Origin of the sequence: Butyricicoccus sp. AF18-9LB, assembly GCF_027684505.1 — a bacterium.
GTDB lineage: Bacteria > Bacillota > Clostridia > Oscillospirales > Butyricicoccaceae > Agathobaculum > Agathobaculum butyriciproducens.
Window position 1 is genome coordinate 150,902 of record NZ_JAQCWA010000003.1, and the last position, 25,037, is coordinate 175,938.

Consider the following 25,037-nt stretch of genomic DNA (forward strand, 5'->3'; position numbering starts at 1 on the left):
AACAAAATGGCCTATGTGCCAGTACCAAAAGACCTTTCCAAAATCAAGACAAAGCTGGCCTTCAACCTAACGAAGCGCCAGCTTGTTTGTTTTTCCAGCGCGGCGGCGGTGGGCCTCCCGGCTTACCTGTTTTCCCGTGGCAGTATCGGGAACAGTGCCGCCATGTTCCTGATGATCGGCCTCATGCTCCCGTTCTTCTTTCTGGCTATGTATGAGCGGGACGGCCTGCCGCTGGAAAAAGTGCTGAAAAACATCATCCGCACCCGGTTCCTCTATCCCCGGGTGCGGCCTTACAAAACCGAAAACTTCTATGCGCTGCTTAGCGCCAGAAAGGAGGCGCAGCCGATTGCGAAACAGCAGAAGGGCCGGAAAGCCCGCAGGCAGAAAGCCTGAAAAACAGGGCCTTACCGGCCTGTTCACGAAAGGAAAGAATATTCCCACCACCGCCCAGCAGACCCTCCCTTACCGGGAAATGTACCGGGACGGGGTGTGCCGGGTAGCGGACCGCTATTACACCAAAACCATTGAATACGAGGACATCAACTACCAGCTCGCACAGTCCGAAGATCAGGCGGCCATCTTTGACGGGTGGAGCGCCTGCCTTAACTACTTTGACAGCAGCCTTCCGTTCCAGCTTTCCTTCCTCAACCACCGGAGCCGCCCGGGCAGCCGGTACAGCGTGAACATCCCCATGCAGGACGATGATTACAACAGCGTCCGGTGTGAGTATGTGGAAATGCTGGAAAACCAGATCGCCAAAAGCAACAACGGCATTGTCCGCACAAAGCTCCTGACCTTCGGCGTGAATGTGGACGACCTTTCCACCGCCAGGGCAAGGCTGGAACGTGTAGAGGCGGACATTTGCGGGAACTTCAAAAAGCTGGGCGTCAAGTGCCGTTCCCTTTCGGGGCTGGAACGGCTGGAGCTTCTTCACGGGCAGCTCCACCCCGGCAGCGGCTCCCCCTTCCGGTTTTCATGGGATATGATCCCCAAAACCGGGCTTTCCACCAAAGACTTTATCGCCCCGGACAGTTTCGATTTTCGTTTCAGCCGTCTGTTCCGGGTGGGGACGACTTGGGGCGCTGCCTCCTACTTGCAGATTTTGGCCTCGGAGCTCTCGGACAAGCTGCTGGCGGAGCTTTTGGAAATGGATGCGGAAATGACCATCACTCTCCATATCCAGACCGTCGATCAGGCCGCTGCCGTAAAATCCATCAAGGCCAAAGTCTCCGACATTGACAAGATGAAGGTGGAGGAACAAAAGAAGGCAGCCCGGTCAGGGTACGACATGGACATACTTCCACCCGACCTTGTAACGTACAGCAACGACGCAAAGACCCTCTTGGAAGATTTACAGAGCCGGAATGAGCGAATGTTCCTTCTGACCTTCCTTGTGGTAAACATGGCCCCGACCCGCCGGGAGCTGGACAATGACCTGTTCACGGTGTCGGGTATCGTCCAGAAATACAACTGCACCTTGAAGCGGCTGGACTTCCAGCAGGAGGATGGTTTTCTTTCCAGCCTTCCGCTGGGCCATAACGGCATTGAGATCAAGCGCGGCATGACGACCAGCTCCACGGCCATTTTCGTTCCCTTTATGACGCAGGAGCTCCGCATGGATGGCGAAGCCGTCTATTACGGGCTCAACGCACTTTCCCATAACGTCATCATGGCAAACCGGAAAAAGCTCAAAAACCCCAACGGCCTGTTCCTCGGCGTGCCGGGCTCCGGCAAATCCTTTGCCGCAAAGCGGGAGCTTGTGAACGTGTTCCTTGCCACCCGTGACCGGATCATTGTGGTGGACCCGATGGGCGAATACTCGCCCCTTATCAAGCGGCTGGGCGGACAGGTCATCGAGATCGCCCCGGACAGCCCCCACCACATCAATCCGATGGACATTGACCTGAGCTTTGACGAGGAAAACCCGATGGCGCTGAAAGCCGACTTTATCCTGTCGCTGATGGAGCTGATCGTTGGCGGCAAGGATGGCTTGCAGCCGGTGGAGCGGACCGTCATTGACCGCTGTGTACGCCAGATGTACCGGGAACATTTGCAGGACCCGGAAACAAGAAAAATGCCGACCCTCCAAACCCTGTATGACCTGCTCTGTTCCCAGCCGGAGGGCGAGGCGGTACGGCTGGCAACTGCCCTTGAAATCTATGTGTCGGGTTCCCTTAACGTGTTCAACCATGAAACCAATGTGGACTTAAACCGCCGTCTGGTATGCCTTGACTTAAAAAAGCTGGGGGCCGGGCTTCGGACGATTGCCATGCTCATTATGCAGGACTTGGTAAACTCGCAGGTGTCCATGAATTTCCTGCGCGGTATCGCTACATGGTGCTACTTCGACGAATTTCATGTGCTGCTCCGTGACCGCCTGACGGCAAGCTATTGTGTGGCGATCTGGAAAATGCTCCGTAAGAAGGGCTGCGTACCCAGCGCCTTAACGCAGAATGTGAAGGACTTCCTTGCCAGCCCAGAGATCGAGAACATCTTTGAAAACTCGGACTTCCTTGTGCTGCTCTCGCAGGCGCAGGGGGACCGCCAGATTTTAGCCAAACAGCTCGGCATCAGCCCCCACCAGCTTTCCTATGTGACCCACACCAATTCCGGCGAAGGGCTGTTGTTCTTCGGGAACACCACCATCCCGTTTGTTGACCGCTTCCCGCAGAATACCGAGCTGTACGCCATTATGACCACCCGCCCGGAGGACAAGAAACAGGAAATGAAGCGGGCGTAACACACTTCGGGCCATGCTGGCCCGAGGTTCGGAAAGGAGGGACACGCCATCGGAAAAAAACCGGATAAACAGAATTTTCAAAGGCCGGGGCCGACGGAGGATACCGGGGGCAATCGCCCCGGACCGGCTGAACGGGAAAGACCTTCCCCCGCACCATCCCGACGTCTGCGGTTTGAGGACGAGGATACCGGACAGGACAGCCCTTCGGGCCATGATGGCCCGAAGTCCAAAAGCGGCAAGTTTCAAGAGGACAGACGGAAAAGCCGTCCCTCTGACCGCATGAGGCAGGAAGATGAAGCGGACGGGCCGCAGGATACCGGCAAGGCACAGGAGCCGGAGGGCTCCGCCGAGAAGGCCGGGAGCAAAAAGGACAAGTACCAGAAAGCACAGGCAAAAGCGGAACACGCCGGGGAAAAGCTGGGAAAGGCCCGGGAGAAACTGGACAAGACCGAGGCAAAACGGGCAGCGAAGAAGCCGCCGGGGCTTGCGAAGAAAGCTGTCCGGGGAGCCCGCACCGAAGCATGGTTTTATCTCCACAACAAAATCCACGAAGTTGAGCATGAAAATGTGGGTGTGGAAGGAGCCCATAAGTCGGAACTTGTGGCCGAGGCCGGAGCCCGGAAACTGACCCGGTATGCCAAACGGAGATACCGGGAACACCCGGCCCGGAAGGTGGCAAAGTGGGAACGGAAGGACATAAAAGCCCGGGCCAATGTGGATTTTCAAAAGATGGCCTCCGATCACCCGGAGCTTGCCAGCAATCCGCTTTCCCGTGTGCAGCAGAAATGGAAACTGAAACGCCGGTATTCCAAAGAAGCAAAGGCGGCGGCAAAACAGAGCGCAAAGGCCGCAAAGAAAGCCGCTGCCGCTTCGGGGAATGTGACCCGGCGGGCGGCGCAGTTTGTGACCCGTCATCCTGTGGCGGTTTTGGTTTTGGTGCTGTTGTTGCTGGTCTGCTATATCCTGTCGGCGGTAAGCTCCATCTTTCCCACGCTTGGCAGCGGCCTTGCCAATGCTGTGTCCGGCACTTCCTATGCTTCGGAGGACGCCGACCTGCTTGGCGTGGACGAGGACTACACGGCGCTGGAAAATGAGCTGGCGCAGACGGTAGCGAACATCGAAAGCACCCATCCCGGCTATGACGAGTACCGCTATTCCGTGGACGAGATCGGCCATAACCCCTATGAGTTGGCGTCCTATCTCTCGGCAAAGTACCATGTGTATTTCCGGGAACAGGTGCAGGACGAGCTGCGGGAGATTTTCGAGGCACAGTATGAACTGACCTTGACGGAGGAAGTCGAGATACGCTACCGCACCGAAACCAGCACCGACCCGGAGACCGGGGAAACCACCACCGAGGAAGTTCCCTATGAGTATTACATTCTCAATGTGACCCTCACAAACAAGACGCTGCCTGCCGTGATCCTGCCGAGGCTTAACGAACAGCAGCGAGAAATCTACACCGTTATGCAGCAGCTCAAAGGCAACAAACCCTATCTGTGGGAAGGGATTTACAACGGCGGCGAAGATACCGGCCCCAGCTATGAGATACCCGGCGAGGCGCTGGATGACCCGGCTTTTGCGGCGCTCATGGAAGAAGCCACAAAGTACATCGGCTGGCCCTATGTGTGGGGCGGCTCCAGCCCGTCCACCTCCTTTGACTGTTCGGGCTTTGTCTGCTGGGTGTACACGGCCAGCGGCGTCCACAACCTGCCCCGTACCACGGCGCAGGGCATTTACAACCAGTGTGCTATCATTTCCCCCTCCGAGGCAAAGCCCGGCGATATTATCTTTTTCACGGGAACCTATGACAGCCCCGGCCCTGTGTCCCATGTGGGGATTTATGTGGGCGACGGGATGATGCTCCATTGTGGTTCGCCCATCCAATACGCAAACATCAATTCAAGCTACTGGCAGACACATTTCTATGCCTTCGGGCGTTTGTGAGCCAGAGGAAAGGAGTCCTTGCATGAACAAGATCGACAAGCTCGATAAGGAACTGGAAAAAGCCCGGGAGAAGGCTGCCGAGTGGCAGGCCAAAATCCGGGAGCTGGAAAAGCAGAAACAGGAGGAAGAAAACAGCCAGATCGTGCAGGCGGTGCGCTCCCTCAAACTGACGCCCGCCCAGCTTATGGCTTTTTTGAACGACCCCAAAAACAGCCTTACCGCTTCGGGCCATACTGACCCGAAGCCGGAGGCACCCGAAAAGGAGGACACAGCCCATGAAGAAAACTAAATTTCGCAGGCTGGCGGCGATGGCTGCCAGCCTTTTGTGTTGCCTGATCTTTACAGTCCCGGCTTATGCACAGAGCAGCGAGCCGCAGCCGGAGACAACGCCCGCCCCGGTGGAAACCGAAGCGGAGCCGGAAACCCAGAACCCCTTTACCCCGGACGGGACGGGAACCGTGGTGGACAACGCCACCGACGAGGATGGAAAGGAGTTCTACACCATCACCACAGCAGACGAGAGCGTGTTTTATCTGGTGATCGACAAACAGAAAACCAGCGAGAACGTCTATTTCCTCAATACCGTTACCACAGACGACCTTCTGCCTCTTGCTGAACAGGGCAAGGAACCGCCCAAAGAAGTGACCCCTGAGCCAGAGCCAAAGCCCACCGAACCGGTGGAGGAAGTACCGGAACCCAAGCCGGAGAAAAAGGACAGCCCCCTTCTCTCTCTGCTCCTGATCGGTGCGGTGGTGCTGGCCGGCGGTGGGATTGGTTACTATTTCAAGATTTACAAGCCGAAGCATGAGGCCCCGGATTTGGAAGATGATTACTGCGAATATGAGGACGGGGAGCTGGAGGAGATCGCAGAGGAACCCGAGGACGAAAATACCCCGCCGTGGGAGGAAGATACGGAGGAATGAGAATGAATTTTACAAGCAGCCCTTTTGAACGAATGATGAAGGAAGTACCGCACCCCGGCTGGGACAATGACGACCCTTGTAAGGGATGCCGTTATTACAAGGAGTGCAAAGGAAAGAAAAAACAGTGCCGGAAGAAGTTCCGGGCGCTGATCGTGGAGCCCCGCCCTTCGGGCCATCGTGGCCCGAAGTCTTAAATGGACGCCCGGGAGCTGACCCGTGACGAGAAGAAAAAAATCCGTTCTCTGGTCACGGGGATGTGCGCCAACTATGACCGGGAAAGCGGCCTGTGCCTTCCTCTTGACTGTGCCTGCTGTATGCTGCACAAGTGCTGGACAGGGGCGTACTGCCGTTATTTCCGTGAGGCTGTCCTGCCTCTTAACCCGGAGCTTCAAGCGTCGTTGACAACGGAAGGCATCTCCCCGGAGCTGCGAGCCTGTGCGGTCTGCGGAAAGGCGTTTTTGCCCGAGGGGCGTCAAGCCTACTGTTCCGACGCCTGCAAGGCCGAAGGGAACCGCCGAAAAAGCCGGGAACGCATGAGGAAAATGCGGAAGAAAAGGCCGGGCGGCTGTTACGATTTGCCGCCTCCAAAGGCTTGACATTCCGGGCTTTTTTGAGGGTGTTTCCGGGGTGGGAATATCTTATTACATTTCTCCCCGGTCTGCCCTCTTATTTCGTAACATCCAGCACTTCGGGTCATGTTAGCCCGAGGCACAGAAAGGAGGTATCTCTTGGAGACAGTACAAGGATATGTGATTTTGAAAGCTGCCACCTTTGAAACCGGACACGGCTTTGCGCTGGGGCATAATCCGGGAGCGCCGAGCCCCTTTGTGACCTGGCAGTTTACCGAGGGGGAAAACGGCCATCGGGATTACTACTGGGGTCGCTATGGAACCAGTCAGGCATGGGCGCAGAGGGACTTTGACCGCCGGGTGGACGACTATCAGCAGTTTTACCATGCGGCGGTCAAGCATACCGAGCTGGGACCGGAGGGCGTTTACCGCTATTATTCCACCCAGCGGCCCGTGGACATAGGAACTTACCCGAAGCCGCCGGATAACCAGCCTCTTTCCATCGTCAACTACGATGATGACAGGCGGCGTCCTGTGGCAGACGGCAGGCTGATGGCATGGGGCGAACTGACCTACGCAAAGCCGCTGACCGAAAAGCAGATGGAGGATTATGAGCTGAAACCAGCACCGGGCAATCCTGACCGGGTGCGCCCATCCATTACTGCCCGGCTCAAAGATGAAACCAGAGGGCAGGAACCCCCGAAGGAGCCCGGCCAGAAGCGGAGCCATAAAAACCATGAGGAACGATAAAGGAGGATCGCCATGCACGAAAAAGACAACTATCTGAAAACCGCCGAGCTCTCCACAGAGCAGAACTGCAACATGATCGACGGCGTACCCAACAACACGCCCATCCCGCCCACGCCCCCGGAGCTGGACGCAAAACCGCTTGATAAGGTAAAGGAACCCAAAGAGCGCCGGAAAGGCCGGGAGCTGGAACGCTGATGGAGAACCGCAAGCGGAATGTCCATCTGCACGTCATGGTAACGCCGGACGAGCTGGCAGCCATCCATGAACGGATGGCTGAGGCGGGCATTTCCAACGCCGGGGCTTATGTACGGAAAATGGCTCTGAATGGGTATATCCTGCACATCGACCTTGCGCCCGTAAAAGAGCTGGTCTCTCTGCAACGGCGCTGTTCCAACAATCTCAATCAGGTTGCCATACACGCACATACCTATGGCGTGTACCCGGAGGAAATCGACGGATTGAAGCGGGACTATGAAAAGCTGTGGGGCGAGGTGTCAAAGGTGCTGCGGGAGCTCTCCGAGCTGGTGGCAAAGTGAGACGAGGGCGGCAGGCTTCCGTTGTGGGGCTTGCCGCCCTGCTCTTTTTTTACCACTTCGGGCCAGCATGACCCGAAGTTTTAGGACAGGATTTACTAATCTTTCGCAACATTTATGTCCCCGGGCAGGCATGATAAAATAGAGGTAGAAAGGATAGATAAAGGAGGTTTTGAAGATGAAGATACTGCTGAAAATATTGGTTGCTCCCTTTGCTTTGGCGCTGTCCCTTCTGGCGGCTCTGTTGGTGTTCCTGTTTGATATTTGTGCCGTCCTGCTGACGATTGCCTCTGTGATCCTGGCGGTGCTGGGTGTCGCTCTCTTTTTCACGCCGACGCCCATAGGCGGGATTGTATTTCTGTTTCTTGCCTTCCTTCTTTCGCCGTATGGACTGCAAGCGGCGGCGGGCTCCCTTCTTTGGGCGCTGGACGGAGGCAAATCCGCTCTGTACCGGTTTCTGGCAAGTTAAGCAGCCTCGGGCCATACTGGCCCGAAGTCGGGGCGGTCTGAATGGGCCGCCCCTTTCTCATGGAAAGGAGGAATGATTTTTGGCTACCACAACTTTGTTACAGCGCCATGCGGGCGAAGGCGAAACGATTGCTGAGGCTATCCGGGATTGTCTGGACTATGGCAAGGACCCGGAGAAAACAGAAAGCGGAAAGTATATCTCCGCTTATGAATGTGATCCGGCCACCGTGGCGGACGAGTTCCTTTTGGCAAAGGCCAGCTATGCCGCTATGACGGGCCGGGAACAGAAGAAAGAAAATAATGTGCTGTGCTATCAGATACGACAATCCTTCTATCCGGGCGAGATCACCCCGAAGGAGGCGAACCGTATCGGCTATGAGCTGGCTATGCGCTGGACAAAGGGGCGGCACGCTTTTATCGTTACCACGCACACCGATAAGCAGCACATCCATTGTCACATTTATTACAACTCCACCACCCTTGACTGCACCCAGAAATTCCGAAATTTTTGGGGCTCCAGCTTCGCCCTTCGGCGGCTCTCTGACAGGCTGTGCCTTGAAAACGGGCTGTCCATCGTGGAGAACCCGAAGCCCCGGAGCAAGAGCAAGTATCGGAACTATGGGGAGTGGCAGAAAGACCGGAAAGGGCCGCTTTCCTATCAGGACCGACTGCGCCTTGCTATTGATACTGCGCTGGCGGAACGCCCCGCTGATCTGGACGAATTTCTCAATTTGATGAAGCGGGCCGGGTATGAGGTCAAGACGGTTCGGGGCGGCGGTATCAGCTTCCGGCTGACCGGGCAGGGACAGGAACGCTTCACCCGTCTGCGTGCCTCCACGCTGGGGGACGGCTACGACTTGCAAGATGTTCTGTCCGCCATTGAGGGCAAAGAAAAACGCCCCGGGCGCTCGGGGCGGAAAATCAGTCTGGCGGTGGATATTCAAGCAAAGCTGGCTGCCGGTAAGGGGCCGGGATATGAACGCTGGGCGAAGGTATTTAACATTAAGCAGATGGCCGCCGCTCTTGCCTATATACAGGACAATAACCTGACCGATTATGAGCAGTTGGCGAAGAAAGCCACCGAGGCGGCAGACCGTTTCCATGTTATTTCCGAACAGGTCAAGCAGACGGAACAGACCATGAAAACCAATGCCGGGCTAAAGGCCGCAACGGTTCAGTATGCCAAAACCCGCCCAGTCTTTGAGCAGTATAAGGCGACGAAGTACAGCCGGAAATTCCTTGCGGAGCATGAGGCCGACCTTGAACTGTACCGGGCTGCACAAGCGGAAATGCGCTCTCTGCTGGGCGGGGCGAAGCTCCCTAAAATGGATGTGCTGAAGGAGGAAGGCCGCAAGCTCACAGCAAAGAAAAAACAGCTCTATGGAGAATACCAGAAGGCACGACGGGATATGCAGGAGATCGTCACGATCAAGGCGAACATTGACACTCTAATGGGCTACACCGGGCCGGGACGAAAGCAGGAAAAGGAGCGTTAAGGTTATGAAAATAAGGAGCAAAGCGACGCTGACACTTCGGGCCATGTTGGCCCGAAGATACGGGTTTGGGGCGAGCCCCAACAAGCCGCCTTTGTGCCACTTGTGGCCACAGAGGCATTGCTTGCCACTTAGCGACAGCCCCTAAAATGGCGCAAAAAAACAGAGGCCCTTATTCTGGAACCTCCGTTTCTCTGGCTTTCTTAATGCCCTCGGCTGTGGCTTCTATTACAACAAGCTCTTTTTCATTCATAGAATTTAGGAGCACATCAATGTGCTTTCTGCAAGAACTTGACCTTGCCCCTCCGTCCGCATGAATAAACTGGTCAACTGAAACGTCAAACATGGTAATGAGTTTAACAAAAAGGTCGAAGCTGGGATACTGACCTTTGTTCTCAATATTCATAATGGTACGGGAGTCACGGTCTACTAATTCCGCAACGTAGGCTTGTGTCCATCCCTTTTCTTCTCTGGCTCGTTTGAGAGCCGCCCCGAGGCCGTGAAAGTCAAACCTTCTTTCTTCTTGGTTCATTCTCATATCACCCTATATCATTGTACATTTCGGGTTGGATTATGAAAATGTAATGAAATATGATGTAAGGTGGTATTTCATTTCCGCTATGTTTTCTTGAACCTTGAAAACACAAACATCCATTCATTCATTGACATTATTTTTTCTCTGTGTTATACTGTTATACACAATAGCATAACAGTTAAAACACACGGAGGATGCAGAAATGAAACTGATTATTTCAAATGTATCTGGCGTCCCCATATACGAGCAGATTAAACAGCAGATCAAGGCGGCTATTTTATCTGGCGAGCTTCAAGCCGAAGAAACTTTGCCCTCCCTTAGAACACTTGCCAAAGACCTAAAGATCAGCGTCTTAACAGTGACAAAGGCATACACAGAATTAGAGCAAGAGGGCTTTGTTAAAAATGTGCAGGGGCGTGGATGTTTCGTAATGGGGTCTGGTTCAGAACTGATTAAGGAGCAGCTTATTTGCAAAGTAGAAAACAATCTCACCGAAGCAATAAAAGCTGCAAGAATGGCAAATCTATCCACAGAGGAATTACATCGCCTTTTGGACATTTTAACGGAGGTAAAAACAGATGACTAATTATTTAGAGGTAACGAATCTTTCAAAATCTTTTGATTCTTTTCAACTTCATAATATCAGCTTTACTTTGCCAAAGGGATATATTATGGGCTTGATCGGCCCGAATGGTTCTGGCAAAACAACGACAATCAAACTGATTTTGAATATGCTCAAGTGCACCGGCGGTACAGTCAAAGTGATGGGGCTGGATAATATCGCAGAAGAACAAAAAGTAAAATCAGAGCTGGGCGTTGTTTTCGATACAAATTATTTCAGTGATGATTGGAAAGTGTCGCAGGTTGAAAAATCCATTTCGGTATTTTATCCAAATTGGGACAGCCAGAAATTTGCGGATATGTTACGGAAATTTCACATTGCACCAACCAAAAAGGTAAAAGAACTTTCCAAAGGTATGCAGATGAAGTTAATGCTTGCCTGTGCGTTTTCATACGACGCCAAACTGCTGATCCTCGACGAACCGACCAGTGGACTTGACCCGGTTTCCAGAGATGAACTTTTGAAAATTCTTTCAGAGTATATTGAAGATGGTGAGCATAGTGTTTTGTTCTCCACCCATATCACAGGCGATTTGGAGCGTGCAGCCGATTATATTACCTACATCAGTTATGGCGAGTTGTTCTTTACTGGCAGCAAAGATGATTTTGTAGATATGTTCCGCATTGTAAAAGGTGGAATTGAGGAACTGTCCGATGATCTGAAAAATAAGGCGGCTGGTATTCGTACATTCCCTACGGGATTTGAGGCACTGATGAAAACCGAAGATATTAGCGGTTTCCCTAACCTGACCATTGAGCCTGCCACCATTGATGAAATTGTAGTGTTTACAAGCAAGAAAGGTGACGATTATGAGTAATATTTTGAAATCCACAAAATTAGATATTGCATTGGTAAAACCATATTTTAAGACAATTTGTTTCACCCTGCTTCTGCCGATTGTGTTTGCCGCAATCAATCGTTCTTTACTGACAGGGGTATCATTTGCTATGTGCTTTATTGCCATGACGACGGGATATACCTTTTCCATCACAGAAAAAAACAGTATGGATCGTCTGTTTGGTATTTTACCTGTTCGGAAAAGCGAGCTTGTGATCGGACGCTATGTTTTCGTCCTTGCAATGGGGCTTCTTTCCTTGATTATTTCTTTGATTGCACAGCCGCTTGTCTTGAAAGTGCTGGGTGAAACAGTTGGCGTATTTGACATTGTAACTGCCGCTATTGCAGGAGTATTCTTATTTGCACTCTATACTGTGTTCCAGATTCCGGGATATTACAAGTACGGCTCAATCAAAGGACGGGTATTTATGTATATTCCAGTGGCCGGTTTTTTGGTGACTTTACTTCTTCTCTCTAAAATGCCAGCTATCGGGAAATCAATTATTTCAGTCGTTGAATCTTTTCCGATACTTCTCGTTTTCTTTGCGGTTTTTGCTATTGTCGTGATGTATGCGGTTTCGATCTTCTTGTCCATTCGGATTATGAAGAACAAAGAAATGTGAGGTGATTGTATGGATTTCACAATTTTGGCAGTTGTGCTTTTGCTTGGTGTTGGCGTTCCTATCCGTAATAAACTCATACGGAAATATCGGGATAAGAAAAAGAATGATCGCAATTCGGAGTGAACAATATGGAGAAAACAGAGTTCATCCGCTGCCCAGTCTGCGGGAATAAAACACGCGACAAAATTCGGGAAGATACCGTACTTAAAAATTTTCCTCTCTTTTGTCCAAAATGTAAAAGTGAATGTCTAATCGACATTGAACAATTAGACTTACGATTAGCATTATGGGAATACCGTCGTTACTAATGACAGTATTCTGTTTGCTTTATGAGAAAATGCTCAATGCTGGAATGGGCAATAAATTTGAATTTGACAAGGAGATAATAATGATACCAATTTCTGATATTCTCATCCGCTCAATTAGTGGGTATGTGTTTATGGTTCCAGTCTTCGTACTGTATTTCTTGTGGCTCAAAAAATTGGGGAGAACACAAAGTTTTCTCCATACCGCTGCAGTGTTTGTTTTTGGTTATTATTTATTCGGACTTTTGACCGTCACAGGCATCGGCTTTACAAGCACAATGACCTTTCGCCCGAACATTTCTTGGACTCCATTTATCGGTATGATAACTGGGCCAATTGATACCATTCTGAATATTATTCTGTTTGTCCCGTTGGGATTTTTCCTGCCGCTGCTGTACAAGAAATATCATCACATGAAGACGGTTGCATTGACTGGCTTTCTGTTTTCTTTGGCTGTTGAAATTGTCCAGATGTTTGGCTGGGGTTCTTCCGACATCAATGACTTGATGACAAATACCGCTGGAGCCTGTATTGGATTTTTAGTTTATTGTCTGCTGTCAAGAATCTTGCCTGCCAATCTGAAAAAGCAACTTCAATCCAGCCGTGTCAATGCTGTGGCTGAAGTACTTCTCTTTGCTATTTGCACATTTGCCATTATGGTCACGGCTCAGACTTGGTTTGTCCATGATGTGCTGAATGTTCCATAAATTGTATCGGAAACAATCGGTCTCAGATATAAAAAAATAGTGTCTTCTGTTTGACACACCTGCAGACCGATTTTTCCGTATTGAACTTAGTCGCGTCAACGAAGCCACTACCTATGGAATTTCAATCTTTTCCTTCCTGTTATGCTTGGACAGATTGAATAATTCTCTTTGTGTTATATCTATTATTTTTAGGTAATAGTCCACAACGGCTTCTAACATGAAGGTACAAAAAATAAAAGTTGATCCTCAATCAACCCTATTATTGTACTCTTCAATTCATACTTTTCGATCTCAATGGTAGTATGGTTAGATAGACATCTGTTGCCGCTATCCCTTGGTAAGTTACCCGTTCAGCTTACCTACAAATTTAGAATACAATAAATGGCATCATTTGAACAGACTATATTTTTGGGATGAACTGTTCTACTATGAGAGCTTCGGTCTGTTTGCTGTGCTGATTCTGGTACAGTTGGCGGCCACCGGCGCAGCAGCGTTCCGCTTTTACTACAAACAAAGAAAAGGCTGAATAGAAAATAGGTATCATCAATCAAAAATATCATTGGAGGTATAACTTATGGAAAAAGAAACAATGGGAACTGTAATTTCAGTTACAAAACAATGGTGGTTAAAAGTGAATCGTAAACCTGCCCGCGTTCATGCGATGGATGGCGCAGCCTTTCCGCATACTATCAAGGTCAAATATACGATAGACGGCAAAGATTACATCTGCCGAAAATGGATTGGCGCAGGAAACAAAGTCCCTGACAAGGGAACAACGATTAAAGTTACCTATTGTGAAGATAAGCCATCGAAAGCAAGAATTGAACTCTAATTCAAATTGACTGACTAACACGGTATGTTTTGGCCTTTGCGGCATGAAACATACCTACATATTCAAACATCTGCCTCCACAGCGGGGAAAAGAAAAAAACCGCTGACGGGCAGAGGATTTCGTGCGCTTTTCTGTATCATCGACTGATACGGCGGTTTTGAGAAAATCAGAGCCGCCGTTTCTTTTCGTCTATCCTAAACCAACGACGACCTAACACCGTGTAAATCCACGGCGGCATATAGGAGGATTGCCGCCGTGTCTATTTTTGCCTTTTTTCATAGCACCCATGACCTACATCAGTTAAAAAAAGCATAGCTCCGCCTCCGGGTTATTCCGGCTATGTATGCGAAATTTGTTGGAACCTTAATTATTATGTCATTTCATGCGTCCGTGTGGCTTCATGCCGCCCGGGCGCTTTTGCGTTCTTATGCGTTAGCTTCGGGTCATGTTGGCCCGAAGTCATTCCCCGGTGCCGCTCCCCGCCGCCTTCGTTTCGGTCACTCGTCAACCAACAACCGAAACGGAGGTCAATATGGCTATTATCAATTTGCGGGACTATTACCCATTTTATACATCGGATTGCTTCATGGAAGTATCGGAAGAAGTTGCAGAAATGTTCAAAGAGTTTGAGCGTAAAGAGGCTGCTTATCGGCTGCGTACATACCGCCACAAAGCCTACTATTCCCTTGATCGGGACGACGGGCTGGAGCACGAAGCTGTCTTTGTCGCCTTATCGCCCCATGAACTGTATGAGCGGAAAGTGACCATGCAGGAGCTTCACGCAGCGATTTCCAGTTTGCCGGACAAACAGGCAAAACGGATTTATGCTCATTTCATTCTCGGCATGACCAAACAGGACATTGCCCGGGCAGAGGGCGTCCATGAAAAAGTGGTTCGTGTCGCAATCGAGCGAGGTCTGCGGCGCTTAGAAAAAATTTTGAAAAATTCTTTGTAAGGCGTACCGATTTAGGCCGGAAAATGAAATGGCTTATGAGAGGCAAAACACTTCGGGTCACAATGGCCCGAGGTTCAGACAAGCCTCATGCAGATTGAAAATTGAATAAAAAGACACCCGGATACGAAGGGGAACGCGCTGTGTGACAGACCCGCCATGACCTCGGATTTCAGAGAATACAGTCTTTGTAAAACTGAGCGAGCGAACAGGTCCATGCCATAGGTGGGGCAAGGCTGGCTCCACCGGAACAGGCGCAGAACCCGGATACTTGCGTTTAGTCACAGTCCGAGCGTTGAAGCGGCCTTGCAAGCCGTGAGCCGTCGCAGGCAATGAGAACGCCTTGCCATCAGAATGGGGAGAGTTGAAATACTATGGGGCATGAAGCCTATGCCCGTCCGGTGTGTCTGAAATGAAGTGAAAACCTATGGGGAGCCCCCGGCAATGCTGTCTGATGATAGGCCAACCAATCCGGCGTGGCTCCCCATCTTTTCAAAAAAGGAGCACTTTATGGGAAATGCGTTTGGAATGATCCCCGGCTTGGAACCGGACGAATGGAGCAATGACGCCTGCCGTGGTTATGTCATTATGGCAATGGAGGACTGCGGATTTTCGAAGAAGGATATACGGCGTGTTGTGGGGCAGCTTTATGAAGTATTCGACCTCAACAGCGTGGAGGACGCCAAAGAAAAGTACCTTTCCAGTCCTTACTGACCTCGGGCCACATTGACCCGAAGTGGAGAAAGCTCAAAGGGCGGCACCTGCTGGGTGCCGTCTTTTGACGTTTCCCCACGGGACAAGTGGGAAAGGCTGGCATATACACGCACTTTCGCAAAGGAGGTTTTCAATGACGCAAGCTGTCACTTATGAACGAGAAACAAAGTCTGTCGCATTTCAAGGGAAGATCATTGTGCTGGAAAGCCTCACGCCGGTACTTCCCCCGAAGGAGAAAGAACAGCGCAAAAAAGAAATTGAGCGTTGTCTTTACGAGGTGTTCAGTAAATATGGGGACAGATTTCCCTAATCATTCGCAACATTGTTGTCCGGGGCTGCTGATGGTATAATATAGTTGTAAGGTTGGTAGCTCCATTCCAACAAGGAAAGGAGCCCAATATGGAATTTATCAGAGAAGATTGTATTTACGCAAGACAGTCAGTAGACCGCAAGGACAGTATCAGCATTGAAAGTCAGATCGACTTTTGCAAGTATGAATTGAAAGGCGGGAGCTGCCGGGTATTCAAGGACAAAGGGTATTCCGGTAAGAATACGGACAGACCGGAGTTTCAAAAGCTGCTGGGCGAGATCCGCAAGGGAAAGGTTCGGCGGGTCATCGTGTACAAGCTGGACCGTATAAGCCGCTCTATTCTGGACTTTGCAACGATGATGGAGCTGTTTCAAGAGTACGATGTGGAGTTTGTATCCTCCACGGAAAAGTTTGATACTTCGACCCCGATGGGCCGGGCCATGCTGAATATCTGCATTGTATTCGCCCAGCTTGAACGTGAGACAATTCAGAAGCGTGTCACAGACGCCTACTATTCCCGGTGCCTAAAAGGCTTCCACATGAGCGGGCAGGCGCCATACGGTTATCAGTTAGAGCCTACTGTGGTAGAGGGTATCCGCACAAAGAAAATGGTTGCCGACCCCGTAGCCGCCGACCATGTTCGGCTGATGTTTGAAATGTACGCTGAACCGGAAACCTCCTTCGGAGATATTACCCGATACTTCGAGGAACATGACATAAAAATTTATGGCAAATCCATGTTCCGTACATTTCTTTCCCAGCTTTTAAGAAACCCCGTTTACGCACAGGCCGATTTGGAACTGTACGAATTTTTCAAGAGCCAGGGTGCAGCGATTGTGAATGACGCTTCTGACTTTGCTGGAACAAACGGCTGCTATCTCTATCAGGGGCGGGATGTGAAAGAGGACAAGGACAGGTGCTTAAAAGACCAGATACTTGTTATCGCTCCCCACGAAGCACTCATTTCCTCTGACACATGGCTGAAATGCCGGAAAAAACTTATGGCAAATACCACCTTCCAGCAGGGACGGAAACCGAAAAATACTTGGCTGGCCGGAAAAATCAAATGCGGTCATTGTGGGTATGCTCTGAAAGCCACCCATGTACCAAACAGCACCGGATATTTCCGCTGTACCAAACGGACGGAAAACAAAGGCTGTCCAGGCTGCGGGAAAATTCGCAAAGAAGAATTTGAGCAATTCATTTTCTCGGCCATGCAGGAGAAGTTCAAAGATTTTCAGATACTCCACGGCAAAGAGGAAAAGGTCAATCCGAAGCTGACAGCCTATCAAGTAGAGCTGGCACAGGTGGAGGCAGAAATTGAAAAGCTGCTGGACACACTGACCGGAGCCAATGCGACCTTGCTTGCCTACGCTAACAAAAAAATTGAAGAACTGGACACCCGACGCCAGACCATTTCAAAGGCAATCGCCGAATTGAGCGTTGAAACCATATCGCCCCAGCAGATAAAGAAGTTATCCTATTATCTCGACAACTGGGAGAGCATAGATTTTGACGACAAAAGAAAAGCCGCCGATGGTTTGATCTCTACGATCAAGGCCACCAGCGACCGTGTTCAGATAGAGTGGAAAATCTGACATTTCCGCTCTATCGCCCCTCATTTCTATTTTATCTTGTTTGTACCCCTTGTACACCGATGTTTGCAAAAGCAGATGATCCGCCGTATTTTTGCCTTTGGCCTGCCATCTTTTATTATGAACGCCCTCAGTTCGTTTATGGTGACCTTTGTCAATCTGTTTTTGGTGGCGTATTCCGATACGGCGATCGCTTTCTTCGGCGCATATTTTAAGGTGCAGCAGCTGATTGTTATGACGGTAAACGGCTTGATTCAAGGCTGTTTGCCTATTATGCGGTTTAACTACGGCGCAGGCAACAGCGAACGGCTACATTCCGCTTTCCGATACGGAACCGCTTTGGTCACTGGTATGATGATACTGGGGACATTGGCCGTCATCCTTTTTCCAGCACAGATTTTGGGATTGTTTACGGCGTCGGAAACCATGCGCTCCTTTGGAATATCCGCTATGCGGATTATGGCGGCAAGCTATCTGTTTTGCGGTCTCTCTACTATGATTTCCACCTATTTTCAGGCTACGGAAAAAGTAGGTTCCAGCATGGCAATTCAATTATGCAGGCAGATGCTTTTCCTTGTTCCCGCCCTATGGTGTCTGGACAAATTGTTCCATCTGAACGGAATCTGGCTTGCATTTCCGGTTGCCGAAACTGCCACTTTGCTCGTTGCTCTTGTGATGATGGCATGGCATCGCCGCAAAAATATCTCATAACGTGTTCCAGGGAGGAAAAATGATGAACGACACTTTCATGAAAGAGAAACCGGTATTACCGTTGATTTTATCCATGTCATTGCCTATGGTGTTATCCATGCTGGTCAATTCCCTCTACAACATTGTGGACAGTTTTTTCGTCGCACAGATCAGCGAGGAGGCTATGACGGCATTATCGTTGGTTTACCCGGTTCAAAATTTTATCAATGCTGCCGGAATTGGATTTGGCGTTGGCATCAATGCAGCGATCGCCTTCTATCTGGGCGCGGGGGATCACAGAAAAGCGGATCAGGCAGCCACGCAGGGACTTGTGCTTGCCGTGATTCATGGCGTTGTTATGACAGTCTGCTGTATTACAATCATGCCGGTTTTTCTGCGGATGTTCACTTCATCCAAGACAGTGATTGAACTTGGCGTCCGCTATTCTGTTATTGCGTTCGCTTTTACACTCATTGTTACCGTCAGCATGGCGTTTGAGAAATTGTTCCAGGCAGTAGGAAACATGAAAACGACCATGATAAGCCTGATGTGTGGGTGCATCACAAACATTGTCTTAGATCCCGTTCTGATTTTTGGCTATGGCCCATTCCCGGAAATGGGAATCAAAGGCGCTGCGCTGGCGACCGGCATCGGACAGGTTCTGACGCTGACGATTTACCTTGTAGTCTATCTTGTGCGGCCAATTCGCGTGCATATCCGCAGGCAGTACATTCTCCCCAGCAAAAAGATGGTAATAAAGCTGTACTCCATTGGCATTCCCGCAACCCTGAATCTCGCGCTTCCGTCTCTTTTGATTTCGGCGCTCAATGCGATTTTGGCGGCATATTCCGAAGTGTATATTCTGGTTTTGGGAATCTATTACAAATTGCAGACATTTGTCTATCTTCCAGCGAATGGCATTGTGCAGGGGATGCGCCCCCTGATCGGCTATAACTACGGCGCGGGGGAACACCAACGGGTCAGCCAGATCTTTAAGATCGTTTTGTGCATGAGTGGTATCATTATGGTGTTTGGGACAGTAATATGTCTGCTGATCCCCGGACAGTTGATGGGGCTGTTTACCCACACAGAAGCGACGATTCAGGCCGGGGAAACCGCCTTACGCATCATCGGGGCCGGGTTTATCGTCTCGGCGGTTTCTGTTACATCTTCCGGCGCATTGGAGGGACTTGGGAAAGGAACTCCCTCCTTACTGATTTCCCTTTGCCGGTATGTAGTGGTCATCATCCCGGCTGCGTTTTTACTCAGCAGGTTTTTCGGAGCGGTTGGCGTCTGGAATGCGTTTTGGATCACGGAAGCGATTACTGCAATCATTTCTATTTGTGTTTACTACAAGGCAATAGTACAAAGCCAGCTGAGCCAGTCAACAGTAAAATGAACGTTGCTTTGCGCCGCCGTTGACAGCCCCGTCTGCCTTTGCAGATAGGCAATCAAGGGGCGACAGCACGGAGTGCTGCCGCCCTCTGCCATTATTCAGAAAGGGGGAATTTCCATGACCGAGATTGACGCCTATCAAGAGTATATCCGGTGCAAGCACAACGCCTTTTGTAAAGCTGTCATTCGCTATGCCGCCATCGGGAAAATCATACGGCTGCGGCAGAAATGGGAACGGGAAATTTCCCTTGATTATCTAACAAATGAGAAGTTTATCCAATTTGCCGAACCGGAGCCGGACGAAGAACACCCCCTTACCGTCTGCGGTCAGACCGTCCTATTGAGCAACGCCTCCCTTGCCAACGCGATTCCTGTTTTGCCGGAGCAGGCACGGGAAGAAATCCTGCGCTATTATTTTCTGCATCAGTCGCAGCGCGTGATCGGCGCGTGTATTGGCCGGTCACGCAGCACAGCAGGGCGGCATATCCAGATTGCCTTGCGGAAACTGCGGGAGGAAATGGAGAGATACCGCCATGAGTAAACTTCTCCCTTACGAAACTATTATCAAAGCGTGTGAGGGCGACCCGGAAGCTGTTGCCGCCGTCCTATCCCATTATGCGGGATATATCCGCTCTTTCTCCAAGGTGAACGGACAGGTCAATGCCGAGGTGGAGGACTATGTGAAGCAGCAGCTAATCGCTGCACTGTTCAAGTTTCGCTATGACCGTTGAGCATAGACTTCACATTGTAAATGTGGTAAATTGGTTTTGATAAATTTCTGAACACATTGAGGCGGATATGAAGATATTAGAAGTGGCGGACAGGACGCCGGATTTAATAAATCAACTGTTGAAAGTATGGGAAAAGTCTGTAAGGGCTACCCACCTGTTTCTGTCAGATAGAGAAATCAAAAATATCAAAGAGTATGTCCCGCAGGCGTTGAATGGGATTGCACATTTGATGATTGCCGCAGGTGAAGCGGGCCGCGCCGTGGCCTTTATGGGGATTGAGGACAGCACGCTGGAGATGCTGTTTATCTCCCCGGAAGAGCGGGGAAAAGGGCTCGGCAAACGCCTAATCGAATATGGGATTGAAAGCTATTCTGTTGAACGGTTGGCGGTCAATGAGCAGAACCCGCAGGCTAAGGGATTTTATGAACACATGGGCTTCCATGTTTACAAGAGGACAGGCCTTGATGAACAGGGGAACCCCTATCCTCTGCTGTATATGAGCCTTTAAATAATCTATCAAAAGTGAATACCGGCCATCCATCGGCAGTCATCGAAAGCAGTAAGTCTTGAAAAAGATTTACTGCTTTTTTGTTGTCTGGCCCCGCTCCCGGTCATTTTGCCCCCTGCCGATTGTAGTAGTAAGTGAGGGCGGACTTTTTTTGCATTGGTGTTTGGCATTTTTGGCGTTTTATCCGTAGTGGAGAGCAAAGAGAAGAATCCCTGCTTCATTTGGCAAATTTCAAAAAATGGTGTTGTAGGGAGTGAACGAGGAAAACTGCCCGCCATCTCTCGCTGCAAACAGCGGGCAGAAATCATCTTCCCCGAATTGTTAGTAGTGCAGTGTGTAGAAAACCTAATGCCCAGAGTAACTTTGGTGAAAGCGGGCAGGAAAGCCCTTTTCGAGCGTTATATTAGCGGAAAATGAGAAACCCGATACACGCCGGAGTTTGCAGTCACGGAGAGCAAGATTCTACCACGGTGCCAAAATTCGCATATCTGCGGTTTTGCCCCTTTGGTAAATCTTGTTGGGGAGTGCCTTCCCAAAACCCTGCTCATGCGCCCTGTCGGGCGAGAAAGGAGGTCAATGCTTGAAGAAAAAATACAACACGCCCCACCGCAGTCATGTGGTCAAAACCCGCATGACCGAGGAAGAATACGCCGACTTTACCGAGAGGCTGAAACACTATGACATGAGCCAAGCCGAATTTATCCGGCAAGCCATTACACGGGCGACCATTCGCCCCATCGTTACCGTTTCCTCGGTCAATGATGAACTGTTGTCCGCCGTTGGCAGGCTGACCGCTGAATACGGAAAAATCGGCGGCAACCTCAATCAGATCGCCCGCGCCCTCAATGAGTACGGCACACCATATAACGCCCTGTCCGTTGAAGTCCGCGCCGCCATTTCTGACCTTGCTGCCTTGAAGTTTGAAGTCTTGCGAAAGGTAGGGGACGCTGTTGGCAACATTCAAGCATATCAGCTCTAAAAATGCCGACGATGAAGCCTTTGGACTAAAAAGTTCGAAAGTTTGCCGTGTTTGCAGGGTTTTCTGCATGATTATGATACAGAAAAGCTGGGCTGTATGCCAACGTGTGCCAAGCATATGCCAATCTGTGTCGAAGTCTGCAGAATGCCCCAAAAATCACACATTTGCAAAAGTTTTACCGCCGCATCAGAGTAATCTGGTGCGGCGGTTTTTGTGTTTATAACTGATTTTGGGTGCCGAAAAGTAATACGGGAAAGCGGGAAATCCCCATGCTGACAGAAGTGAGGGACACGCTGCTGGCGCTGTATGAAAGAAGAAATGATTTCAATGCAGATAATCAGATTGTCGTTGATGGCTATACGAATTTCGTCTTTCGTGATCTGTATGGTCGCGTTTACTCGAATCATCGCATCAACCGTCAGCTTAAAAGAATTACGGCGAAATACAATCAGGAGGAACACGCCGAGGCAGAACAAGAAGGCCGAGAGGAAAATCCCCTTTCCCCGATCACATGTCATATGTTACGGCATACATTATAGTTGGCCACAGGAGATGCGGGAGGTTTGACGGTTACGTTATAATTTGAAAAATACGATTGACATACGAGATAAACAGGGCTATGCTTGTATTGCAAAAAAGCAAGCTCTTGACAGTGCATGAGGAGGAATTATCATGACATCACTTTTTCCAAGAGAGGAACACGCCGAAGCACTGTTCCACAGAATTCTGAGCAATCCGGGTGCAGAGCAGCAGTTGTACGAAACCTTCTGCATGGAGCAGGAGAATGCATCGTTTGAGGATGGCGGCGGTGCAGAGTGCAGCTTTGCGAAAGCGCTTTTGCAGGCTTACGAGAACCGCGATATTTCCGCGCTGACGATTGCGCTATGCAATAACACGATGTTCGATCTGCTGCGTACAGCTTATCTTATTCCGTATCGCTTTCATGGCAAAAACGGCGGGAATCCCAGACTGCTGACCGATGCGAACGGTGAGGTGCGCGAGGAATACCGCAATGCCGTCTCGGCACGAGAGCTGCGCAAGTTCCACGATATTTACCGTCAGCACCTGTCTGTACCGCGTGCGGCGCTCTACCTGGCCGATGGCAGTCATCTGCGCCACAAGTACACCAAGGACATGCAGGTGCGGGAGATGTATTCGCCGTCCCGCCGCGGCGTGCTGACGCTGTACGCGCTGCCGGATACGGTCGAGCAGGGTCTGACCGAAGCACAGGCGTACAACATCGTCTGGGACGCATTCAATGAAATCCAGCAGAGGTGTCCGACCGCGATGGTATTCTACGGTCAGGACACCGGCTACAAGTTGCAGAAAAGCCACGATGAACTGGGCGTTCTGCTGCCGCTTAAGGAGTTTGAACATAACATCCTGCACCATCTCGAGCAGGTGGACGGCATTGTGCTGCGCTGTCGTGAGGAGATGATCCATCAGGCTGGCAAGGACTCGCTGCCGCTGTAAAAAGCATAACAAAACCGCTGCTATGAGGAAAACTCACAGCAGCGGTTTTGGCTTGTCTGCAGAAAATCAGGTGCAGTAACGGAACATCTTATCCGTCATAATACGGGCGAAGATCAGTCCGAGCGGAAGCGCGAGAATGATCAATGTGGCAGACGCGAACCACGAAGCGGAAATGCTCAGGTTCATCATACCGAGATTGTAAATTGCGCGGTAGAGATACAGGCCGGGCACCATAATCACAATAGATGGCACTGTAATCGCGATGCGCGGAAAACCGGAGTGCTTTTTGTACGCAGAAGCCAGCAGTCCGGCGATCATGGCCGCGAAAAATGCGGCAGCCGCAGGCGGCAAAGATGCAAGGTCAACCAGCTCCAGACGCAGCGTGTTGGATATTGCGCCGATAACCGCGGCGGACATCGCCAGTGGTACCGGGCTGTTGAACATGATCGAAAAGCCGAACACACCGCAGAAGCTGGTGAGCAGGCGGAATACGATATACTGCAGCATGCTGAGGTTCAGCGGCAGAAAATCTACCGGTTTGAGGTGCAGCGCGAGCGCCATCAGCCATGCGGCCATCGTGGCAATCAATACGATCATTACCGCGTAGCTGAGCCGTTCGAGACCTGACCGCATATCCAGCTTGGCCATGTCGATGCCGCTGGTGATGAACGGAAATCCGGGAATGATGAATAGCATGGAGCAGATGTAGCCGGCTTCGTGCTGGACATTGATGCCGCAGGTCATCTCGGCAATCTTGAGACAGCCCGCGTACACCAGACAGGCTGCTGCGACCGAAACAGTCGTGCAGAGCACAAGCGTCAGATGGTGCTTGGACAGCTTGCAGCGCACGGCGTTGCCGATACCCGCGCCAAAGAATGCGAGTATCATCTCGACCCAGCCGCCGCCGAGCAGAAACGTAAATGCACCGCAGGCGAGGGCAGCCGCCAGACCGAGCATCAGTGGCGAATACAGTCCGTGCACCTGCTCGATTTCGTCAAGGTGGGTGTGCAGCTGCTCGCCGGTCATACGGGAGCAGATGTCGGCAAACTCAGCGACGAACTGCTCGAGTCGGTTGAGCTTTGAGGTGTTGACGCCTGTGCTGGTCAGCGTGAGCGTTTGCGAAAATGCCTGTTCACCGTCAAAGCAGGTGTATTCGATTGAGGTCAGGCCAATGTCGGCTGCACAGACCAGCCCCAGCTCCTCCGCAAGCGTGTTCATCGAACTGCGGACACGCCATGCACCGGTGCCGCATGAGAGCAGCATCAAGCCGGTGCGGCCGATGACGGAGGCCTTCTCGCGCAAAGGCGCGGCAGAGATCGGTAGAGTAGCATCATGTGATGCGTAATCGTGCCACGCAATGTGCATGTGGTTGGGGCGAAAAGCAGTTTGCGGCATAGTAACGCACTTCCTTATATGGCTGTATTGTAGTCGTTCTGTGCAGTAAAGTCAATAGATGAATGTAGAAAACGTCTGTTCAATTATTTGTAAAAGTAAATTCCTGTTGGGTGTGGAATTTAGCCTTACAAACTTATTCGCTGTTCACCTGTAGTGGTAAAAATCACATATTTTGCAGAGTCGCCGTATTCTGAGCACTTTGCCTGTGAAGCTTTCAGTAGTTTTGCTTTTTCAACTTCTTTATTAATCTCATATATCTGCTTCTTGGCCAGTTTGGGATTAAAAGTAACAATCCTTTTTTCTGTTATCTTGAACTTTTTAATTTTTCCTGTTTCGGAGTCCTTGAATTTATATTCAAACTCATCTACACATTCTTTGATGCGGTATAAAAGTATTAAGCAGTTAAAAACA

Annotated in this window: 33 protein-coding genes; 31 read left to right on the forward strand and 2 right to left on the reverse strand. The window is 50.6% G+C overall.

What is annotated here, in order from left to right; genetic code table 11:
- The first annotated feature begins 6 nt into the window (after positions 1 to 6).
- From PGY33_RS03845 to PGY33_RS03900, 12 genes are all read left to right on the forward strand, one after another.
- Positions 7 to 393: a PrgI family protein gene (locus tag PGY33_RS03845; RefSeq protein WP_003500106.1), complete on the forward strand. Its 387-nt coding sequence runs from the start codon at positions 7 to 9 to the stop codon at positions 391 to 393.
- Complete coding sequence (locus PGY33_RS03850; RefSeq protein WP_442865561.1) at positions 311 to 2,740, forward strand: VirB4-like conjugal transfer ATPase, CD1110 family; 2,430 nt, start codon at positions 311 to 313, stop codon at positions 2,738 to 2,740. Before PGY33_RS03845 ends, PGY33_RS03850 begins: the two co-directional genes overlap by 83 nt.
- A gap of 279 nt (positions 2,741 to 3,019) precedes the next feature.
- Positions 3,020 to 4,687 (forward strand): C40 family peptidase, encoded by a 1,668-nt coding sequence (locus tag PGY33_RS03855; protein WP_270477441.1) that lies wholly within the window; start codon positions 3,020 to 3,022, stop codon positions 4,685 to 4,687.
- A 22-nt stretch (positions 4,688 to 4,709) separates the two neighbouring features.
- Positions 4,710 to 4,976: a DUF4315 family protein gene (locus tag PGY33_RS03860; protein WP_005927622.1), complete on the forward strand. Its 267-nt coding sequence runs from the start codon at positions 4,710 to 4,712 to the stop codon at positions 4,974 to 4,976.
- Positions 4,963 to 5,610 (forward strand): DUF4366 domain-containing protein, encoded by a 648-nt coding sequence (locus PGY33_RS03865; protein ID WP_270477444.1) that lies wholly within the window; start codon positions 4,963 to 4,965, stop codon positions 5,608 to 5,610. The genes PGY33_RS03860 and PGY33_RS03865 overlap by 14 nt, the downstream gene beginning before the upstream one ends.
- Before the next feature lie 2 nt (positions 5,611 to 5,612).
- Positions 5,613 to 5,804, forward strand: coding sequence for a hypothetical protein (locus PGY33_RS03870; protein ID WP_003500082.1), 192 nt, complete (start codon positions 5,613 to 5,615; stop codon positions 5,802 to 5,804).
- Positions 5,805 to 6,206, forward strand: coding sequence for a cysteine-rich VLP protein (locus PGY33_RS03875; protein WP_270477446.1), 402 nt, complete (start codon positions 5,805 to 5,807; stop codon positions 6,204 to 6,206).
- Positions 6,207 to 6,305: 99 nt separating this feature from the next.
- Entirely contained in the window at positions 6,306 to 6,929 is a 624-nt protein-coding gene (locus tag PGY33_RS03880) for a hypothetical protein (protein ID WP_050005651.1), read from the forward strand.
- A gap of 12 nt (positions 6,930 to 6,941) precedes the next feature.
- Positions 6,942 to 7,124 carry a DUF4316 domain-containing protein gene (locus tag PGY33_RS03885; RefSeq protein ID WP_003500078.1) on the forward strand — a complete coding sequence of 61 codons (183 nt, stop codon included), beginning with the start codon at positions 6,942 to 6,944 and terminating at the stop codon, positions 7,122 to 7,124.
- Positions 7,124 to 7,465 carry a plasmid mobilization protein gene (locus PGY33_RS03890; RefSeq protein WP_117500197.1) on the forward strand — a complete coding sequence of 114 codons (342 nt, stop codon included), beginning with the start codon at positions 7,124 to 7,126 and terminating at the stop codon, positions 7,463 to 7,465. The genes PGY33_RS03885 and PGY33_RS03890 overlap by 1 nt, the downstream gene beginning before the upstream one ends.
- A 175-nt stretch (positions 7,466 to 7,640) precedes the next feature.
- The gene (locus PGY33_RS03895; protein ID WP_009901657.1) at positions 7,641 to 7,931 is read left to right on the forward strand and encodes a CD1845 family protein; all 291 of its coding nucleotides are present in this window, start codon (positions 7,641 to 7,643) and stop codon (positions 7,929 to 7,931) included.
- 79 nt (positions 7,932 to 8,010) lie between these two features.
- A complete protein-coding gene (locus PGY33_RS03900; protein WP_270477450.1) occupies positions 8,011 to 9,426 on the forward strand; it encodes a relaxase/mobilization nuclease domain-containing protein in 1,416 nt (471 codons plus the stop codon).
- A 169-nt stretch (positions 9,427 to 9,595) separates the two neighbouring features.
- Here the strand turns inward: PGY33_RS03900 and PGY33_RS03905 are convergent, their stop codons facing one another.
- Entirely contained in the window at positions 9,596 to 9,961 is a 366-nt protein-coding gene (locus tag PGY33_RS03905; RefSeq protein WP_172682257.1) for a helix-turn-helix transcriptional regulator, read from the reverse strand.
- 199 nt (positions 9,962 to 10,160) lie between these two features.
- Here PGY33_RS03905 and PGY33_RS03910 point away from each other — a divergent pair, with 199 nt between their 5' ends.
- The 19 genes from PGY33_RS03910 (at position 10,161) to PGY33_RS04000 (ending at position 23,231) form a co-directional block, all read left to right on the forward strand.
- Positions 10,161 to 10,544, forward strand: coding sequence for a GntR family transcriptional regulator (locus tag PGY33_RS03910; protein ID WP_002578893.1), 384 nt, complete (start codon positions 10,161 to 10,163; stop codon positions 10,542 to 10,544).
- Positions 10,537 to 11,397 carry an ABC transporter ATP-binding protein gene (locus PGY33_RS03915; protein WP_158403853.1) on the forward strand — a complete coding sequence of 287 codons (861 nt, stop codon included), beginning with the start codon at positions 10,537 to 10,539 and terminating at the stop codon, positions 11,395 to 11,397. Before PGY33_RS03910 ends, PGY33_RS03915 begins: the two co-directional genes overlap by 8 nt.
- Complete coding sequence (locus PGY33_RS03920) at positions 11,390 to 12,040, forward strand: ABC-2 transporter permease (protein WP_117502866.1); 651 nt, start codon at positions 11,390 to 11,392, stop codon at positions 12,038 to 12,040. The genes PGY33_RS03915 and PGY33_RS03920 overlap by 8 nt, the downstream gene beginning before the upstream one ends.
- A 128-nt stretch (positions 12,041 to 12,168) precedes the next feature.
- On the forward strand, positions 12,169 to 12,348 hold the full coding sequence (locus tag PGY33_RS03925) for a cysteine-rich KTR domain-containing protein (RefSeq protein WP_074021989.1): 180 nt from the start codon (positions 12,169 to 12,171) through the stop codon (positions 12,346 to 12,348).
- A gap of 80 nt (positions 12,349 to 12,428) precedes the next feature.
- Complete coding sequence (locus PGY33_RS03930; RefSeq protein ID WP_025580950.1) at positions 12,429 to 13,052, forward strand: VanZ family protein; 624 nt, start codon at positions 12,429 to 12,431, stop codon at positions 13,050 to 13,052.
- A 391-nt stretch (positions 13,053 to 13,443) separates the two neighbouring features.
- On the forward strand, positions 13,444 to 13,578 hold the full coding sequence (locus PGY33_RS03935) for a hypothetical protein (RefSeq protein WP_256186109.1): 135 nt from the start codon (positions 13,444 to 13,446) through the stop codon (positions 13,576 to 13,578).
- Positions 13,579 to 13,626: 48 nt separating this feature from the next.
- Positions 13,627 to 13,884, forward strand: a complete 258-nt coding sequence (locus tag PGY33_RS03940) for a DUF3592 domain-containing protein (RefSeq protein WP_270477455.1) — start codon at positions 13,627 to 13,629, stop codon at positions 13,882 to 13,884.
- A 532-nt stretch (positions 13,885 to 14,416) separates the two neighbouring features.
- Complete coding sequence (locus PGY33_RS03945) at positions 14,417 to 14,839, forward strand: RNA polymerase sigma factor (protein WP_015564337.1); 423 nt, start codon at positions 14,417 to 14,419, stop codon at positions 14,837 to 14,839.
- A 441-nt stretch (positions 14,840 to 15,280) separates the two neighbouring features.
- Positions 15,281 to 15,550, forward strand: a complete 270-nt coding sequence (locus tag PGY33_RS03950) for a hypothetical protein (RefSeq protein ID WP_015564338.1) — start codon at positions 15,281 to 15,283, stop codon at positions 15,548 to 15,550.
- A 133-nt stretch (positions 15,551 to 15,683) separates the two neighbouring features.
- The gene (locus PGY33_RS03955) at positions 15,684 to 15,860 is read left to right on the forward strand and encodes a hypothetical protein (RefSeq protein ID WP_015553872.1); all 177 of its coding nucleotides are present in this window, start codon (positions 15,684 to 15,686) and stop codon (positions 15,858 to 15,860) included.
- 89 nt (positions 15,861 to 15,949) lie between these two features.
- The gene (locus tag PGY33_RS03960; RefSeq protein WP_015564339.1) at positions 15,950 to 17,458 is read left to right on the forward strand and encodes a recombinase family protein; all 1,509 of its coding nucleotides are present in this window, start codon (positions 15,950 to 15,952) and stop codon (positions 17,456 to 17,458) included.
- A 75-nt stretch (positions 17,459 to 17,533) separates the two neighbouring features.
- On the forward strand, positions 17,534 to 18,166 hold the full coding sequence (locus tag PGY33_RS03965) for an MATE family efflux transporter (protein ID WP_270477457.1): 633 nt from the start codon (positions 17,534 to 17,536) through the stop codon (positions 18,164 to 18,166).
- Positions 18,167 to 18,188: 22 nt separating this feature from the next.
- Positions 18,189 to 19,544 carry an MATE family efflux transporter gene (locus tag PGY33_RS03970; RefSeq protein WP_118753581.1) on the forward strand — a complete coding sequence of 452 codons (1,356 nt, stop codon included), beginning with the start codon at positions 18,189 to 18,191 and terminating at the stop codon, positions 19,542 to 19,544.
- Positions 19,545 to 19,658: 114 nt separating this feature from the next.
- Entirely contained in the window at positions 19,659 to 20,081 is a 423-nt protein-coding gene (locus PGY33_RS03975) for an RNA polymerase sigma factor (protein WP_118753580.1), read from the forward strand.
- Entirely contained in the window at positions 20,074 to 20,271 is a 198-nt protein-coding gene (locus PGY33_RS03980) for a helix-turn-helix domain-containing protein (protein ID WP_118753579.1), read from the forward strand. The genes PGY33_RS03975 and PGY33_RS03980 overlap by 8 nt, the downstream gene beginning before the upstream one ends.
- Positions 20,272 to 20,338: 67 nt before the next feature.
- Positions 20,339 to 20,779 (forward strand): GNAT family N-acetyltransferase, encoded by a 441-nt coding sequence (locus tag PGY33_RS03985; protein ID WP_118753578.1) that lies wholly within the window; start codon positions 20,339 to 20,341, stop codon positions 20,777 to 20,779.
- Positions 20,780 to 21,359: 580 nt separating this feature from the next.
- Positions 21,360 to 21,758, forward strand: coding sequence for a plasmid mobilization protein (locus PGY33_RS03990; protein WP_199679708.1), 399 nt, complete (start codon positions 21,360 to 21,362; stop codon positions 21,756 to 21,758).
- Between the two features lie 269 nt (positions 21,759 to 22,027).
- Positions 22,028 to 22,297: a hypothetical protein gene (locus tag PGY33_RS03995; protein WP_118753577.1), complete on the forward strand. Its 270-nt coding sequence runs from the start codon at positions 22,028 to 22,030 to the stop codon at positions 22,295 to 22,297.
- 133 nt (positions 22,298 to 22,430) lie between these two features.
- The gene (locus tag PGY33_RS04000; RefSeq protein WP_118564247.1) at positions 22,431 to 23,231 is read left to right on the forward strand and encodes a DUF4866 family protein; all 801 of its coding nucleotides are present in this window, start codon (positions 22,431 to 22,433) and stop codon (positions 23,229 to 23,231) included.
- Between the two features lie 66 nt (positions 23,232 to 23,297).
- Here PGY33_RS04000 and PGY33_RS04005 read toward each other — a convergent pair whose 3' ends face one another.
- Positions 23,298 to 24,626, reverse strand: coding sequence for a threonine/serine ThrE exporter family protein (locus tag PGY33_RS04005; RefSeq protein ID WP_270477467.1), 1,329 nt, complete (start codon positions 24,624 to 24,626; stop codon positions 23,298 to 23,300).
- Between the last annotated feature and the right edge of the window lie 411 nt (positions 24,627 to 25,037).

Bases quoted from the DNA above. Each gene is read 5' to 3' on its own strand.
- PGY33_RS03845 (WP_003500106.1), top strand. From the start codon at position 7: ATGGCCTATGTGCCAGTACCAAAAGACCTTTCCAAAATCAAGACAAAG.
- PGY33_RS03850 (WP_442865561.1), top strand. From the start codon at position 311: ATGCGCTGCTTAGCGCCAGAAAGGAGGCGCAGCCGATTGCGAAACAGC.
- PGY33_RS03855 (WP_270477441.1), top strand. From the start codon at position 3,020: ATGAGGCAGGAAGATGAAGCGGACGGGCCGCAGGATACCGGCAAGGCA.
- PGY33_RS03860 (WP_005927622.1), top strand. From the start codon at position 4,710: ATGAACAAGATCGACAAGCTCGATAAGGAACTGGAAAAAGCCCGGGAG.
- PGY33_RS03865 (WP_270477444.1), top strand. From the start codon at position 4,963: ATGAAGAAAACTAAATTTCGCAGGCTGGCGGCGATGGCTGCCAGCCTT.
- PGY33_RS03870 (WP_003500082.1), top strand. From the start codon at position 5,613: ATGAATTTTACAAGCAGCCCTTTTGAACGAATGATGAAGGAAGTACCG.
- PGY33_RS03875 (WP_270477446.1), top strand. From the start codon at position 5,805: ATGGACGCCCGGGAGCTGACCCGTGACGAGAAGAAAAAAATCCGTTCT.
- PGY33_RS03880 (WP_050005651.1), top strand. From the start codon at position 6,306: ATGTTAGCCCGAGGCACAGAAAGGAGGTATCTCTTGGAGACAGTACAA.
- PGY33_RS03885 (WP_003500078.1), top strand. From the start codon at position 6,942: ATGCACGAAAAAGACAACTATCTGAAAACCGCCGAGCTCTCCACAGAG.
- PGY33_RS03890 (WP_117500197.1), top strand. From the start codon at position 7,124: ATGGAGAACCGCAAGCGGAATGTCCATCTGCACGTCATGGTAACGCCG.
- PGY33_RS03895 (WP_009901657.1), top strand. From the start codon at position 7,641: ATGAAGATACTGCTGAAAATATTGGTTGCTCCCTTTGCTTTGGCGCTG.
- PGY33_RS03905 (WP_172682257.1), bottom strand. From the start codon at position 9,961: ATGAGAATGAACCAAGAAGAAAGAAGGTTTGACTTTCACGGCCTCGGG.
- PGY33_RS03910 (WP_002578893.1), top strand. From the start codon at position 10,161: ATGAAACTGATTATTTCAAATGTATCTGGCGTCCCCATATACGAGCAG.
- PGY33_RS03915 (WP_158403853.1), top strand. From the start codon at position 10,537: ATGACTAATTATTTAGAGGTAACGAATCTTTCAAAATCTTTTGATTCT.
- PGY33_RS03920 (WP_117502866.1), top strand. From the start codon at position 11,390: ATGAGTAATATTTTGAAATCCACAAAATTAGATATTGCATTGGTAAAA.
- PGY33_RS03925 (WP_074021989.1), top strand. From the start codon at position 12,169: ATGGAGAAAACAGAGTTCATCCGCTGCCCAGTCTGCGGGAATAAAACA.
- PGY33_RS03930 (WP_025580950.1), top strand. From the start codon at position 12,429: ATGATACCAATTTCTGATATTCTCATCCGCTCAATTAGTGGGTATGTG.
- PGY33_RS03940 (WP_270477455.1), top strand. From the start codon at position 13,627: ATGGAAAAAGAAACAATGGGAACTGTAATTTCAGTTACAAAACAATGG.
- PGY33_RS03945 (WP_015564337.1), top strand. From the start codon at position 14,417: ATGGCTATTATCAATTTGCGGGACTATTACCCATTTTATACATCGGAT.
- PGY33_RS03950 (WP_015564338.1), top strand. From the start codon at position 15,281: ATGCTGTCTGATGATAGGCCAACCAATCCGGCGTGGCTCCCCATCTTT.
- PGY33_RS03955 (WP_015553872.1), top strand. From the start codon at position 15,684: ATGACGCAAGCTGTCACTTATGAACGAGAAACAAAGTCTGTCGCATTT.
- PGY33_RS03960 (WP_015564339.1), top strand. From the start codon at position 15,950: ATGGAATTTATCAGAGAAGATTGTATTTACGCAAGACAGTCAGTAGAC.
- PGY33_RS03965 (WP_270477457.1), top strand. From the start codon at position 17,534: ATGATCCGCCGTATTTTTGCCTTTGGCCTGCCATCTTTTATTATGAAC.
- PGY33_RS03970 (WP_118753581.1), top strand. From the start codon at position 18,189: ATGAACGACACTTTCATGAAAGAGAAACCGGTATTACCGTTGATTTTA.
- PGY33_RS03975 (WP_118753580.1), top strand. From the start codon at position 19,659: ATGACCGAGATTGACGCCTATCAAGAGTATATCCGGTGCAAGCACAAC.
- PGY33_RS03980 (WP_118753579.1), top strand. From the start codon at position 20,074: ATGAGTAAACTTCTCCCTTACGAAACTATTATCAAAGCGTGTGAGGGC.
- PGY33_RS03985 (WP_118753578.1), top strand. From the start codon at position 20,339: ATGAAGATATTAGAAGTGGCGGACAGGACGCCGGATTTAATAAATCAA.
- PGY33_RS03995 (WP_118753577.1), top strand. From the start codon at position 22,028: ATGCTGACAGAAGTGAGGGACACGCTGCTGGCGCTGTATGAAAGAAGA.
- PGY33_RS04000 (WP_118564247.1), top strand. From the start codon at position 22,431: ATGACATCACTTTTTCCAAGAGAGGAACACGCCGAAGCACTGTTCCAC.
- PGY33_RS04005 (WP_270477467.1), bottom strand. From the start codon at position 24,626: ATGCCGCAAACTGCTTTTCGCCCCAACCACATGCACATTGCGTGGCAC.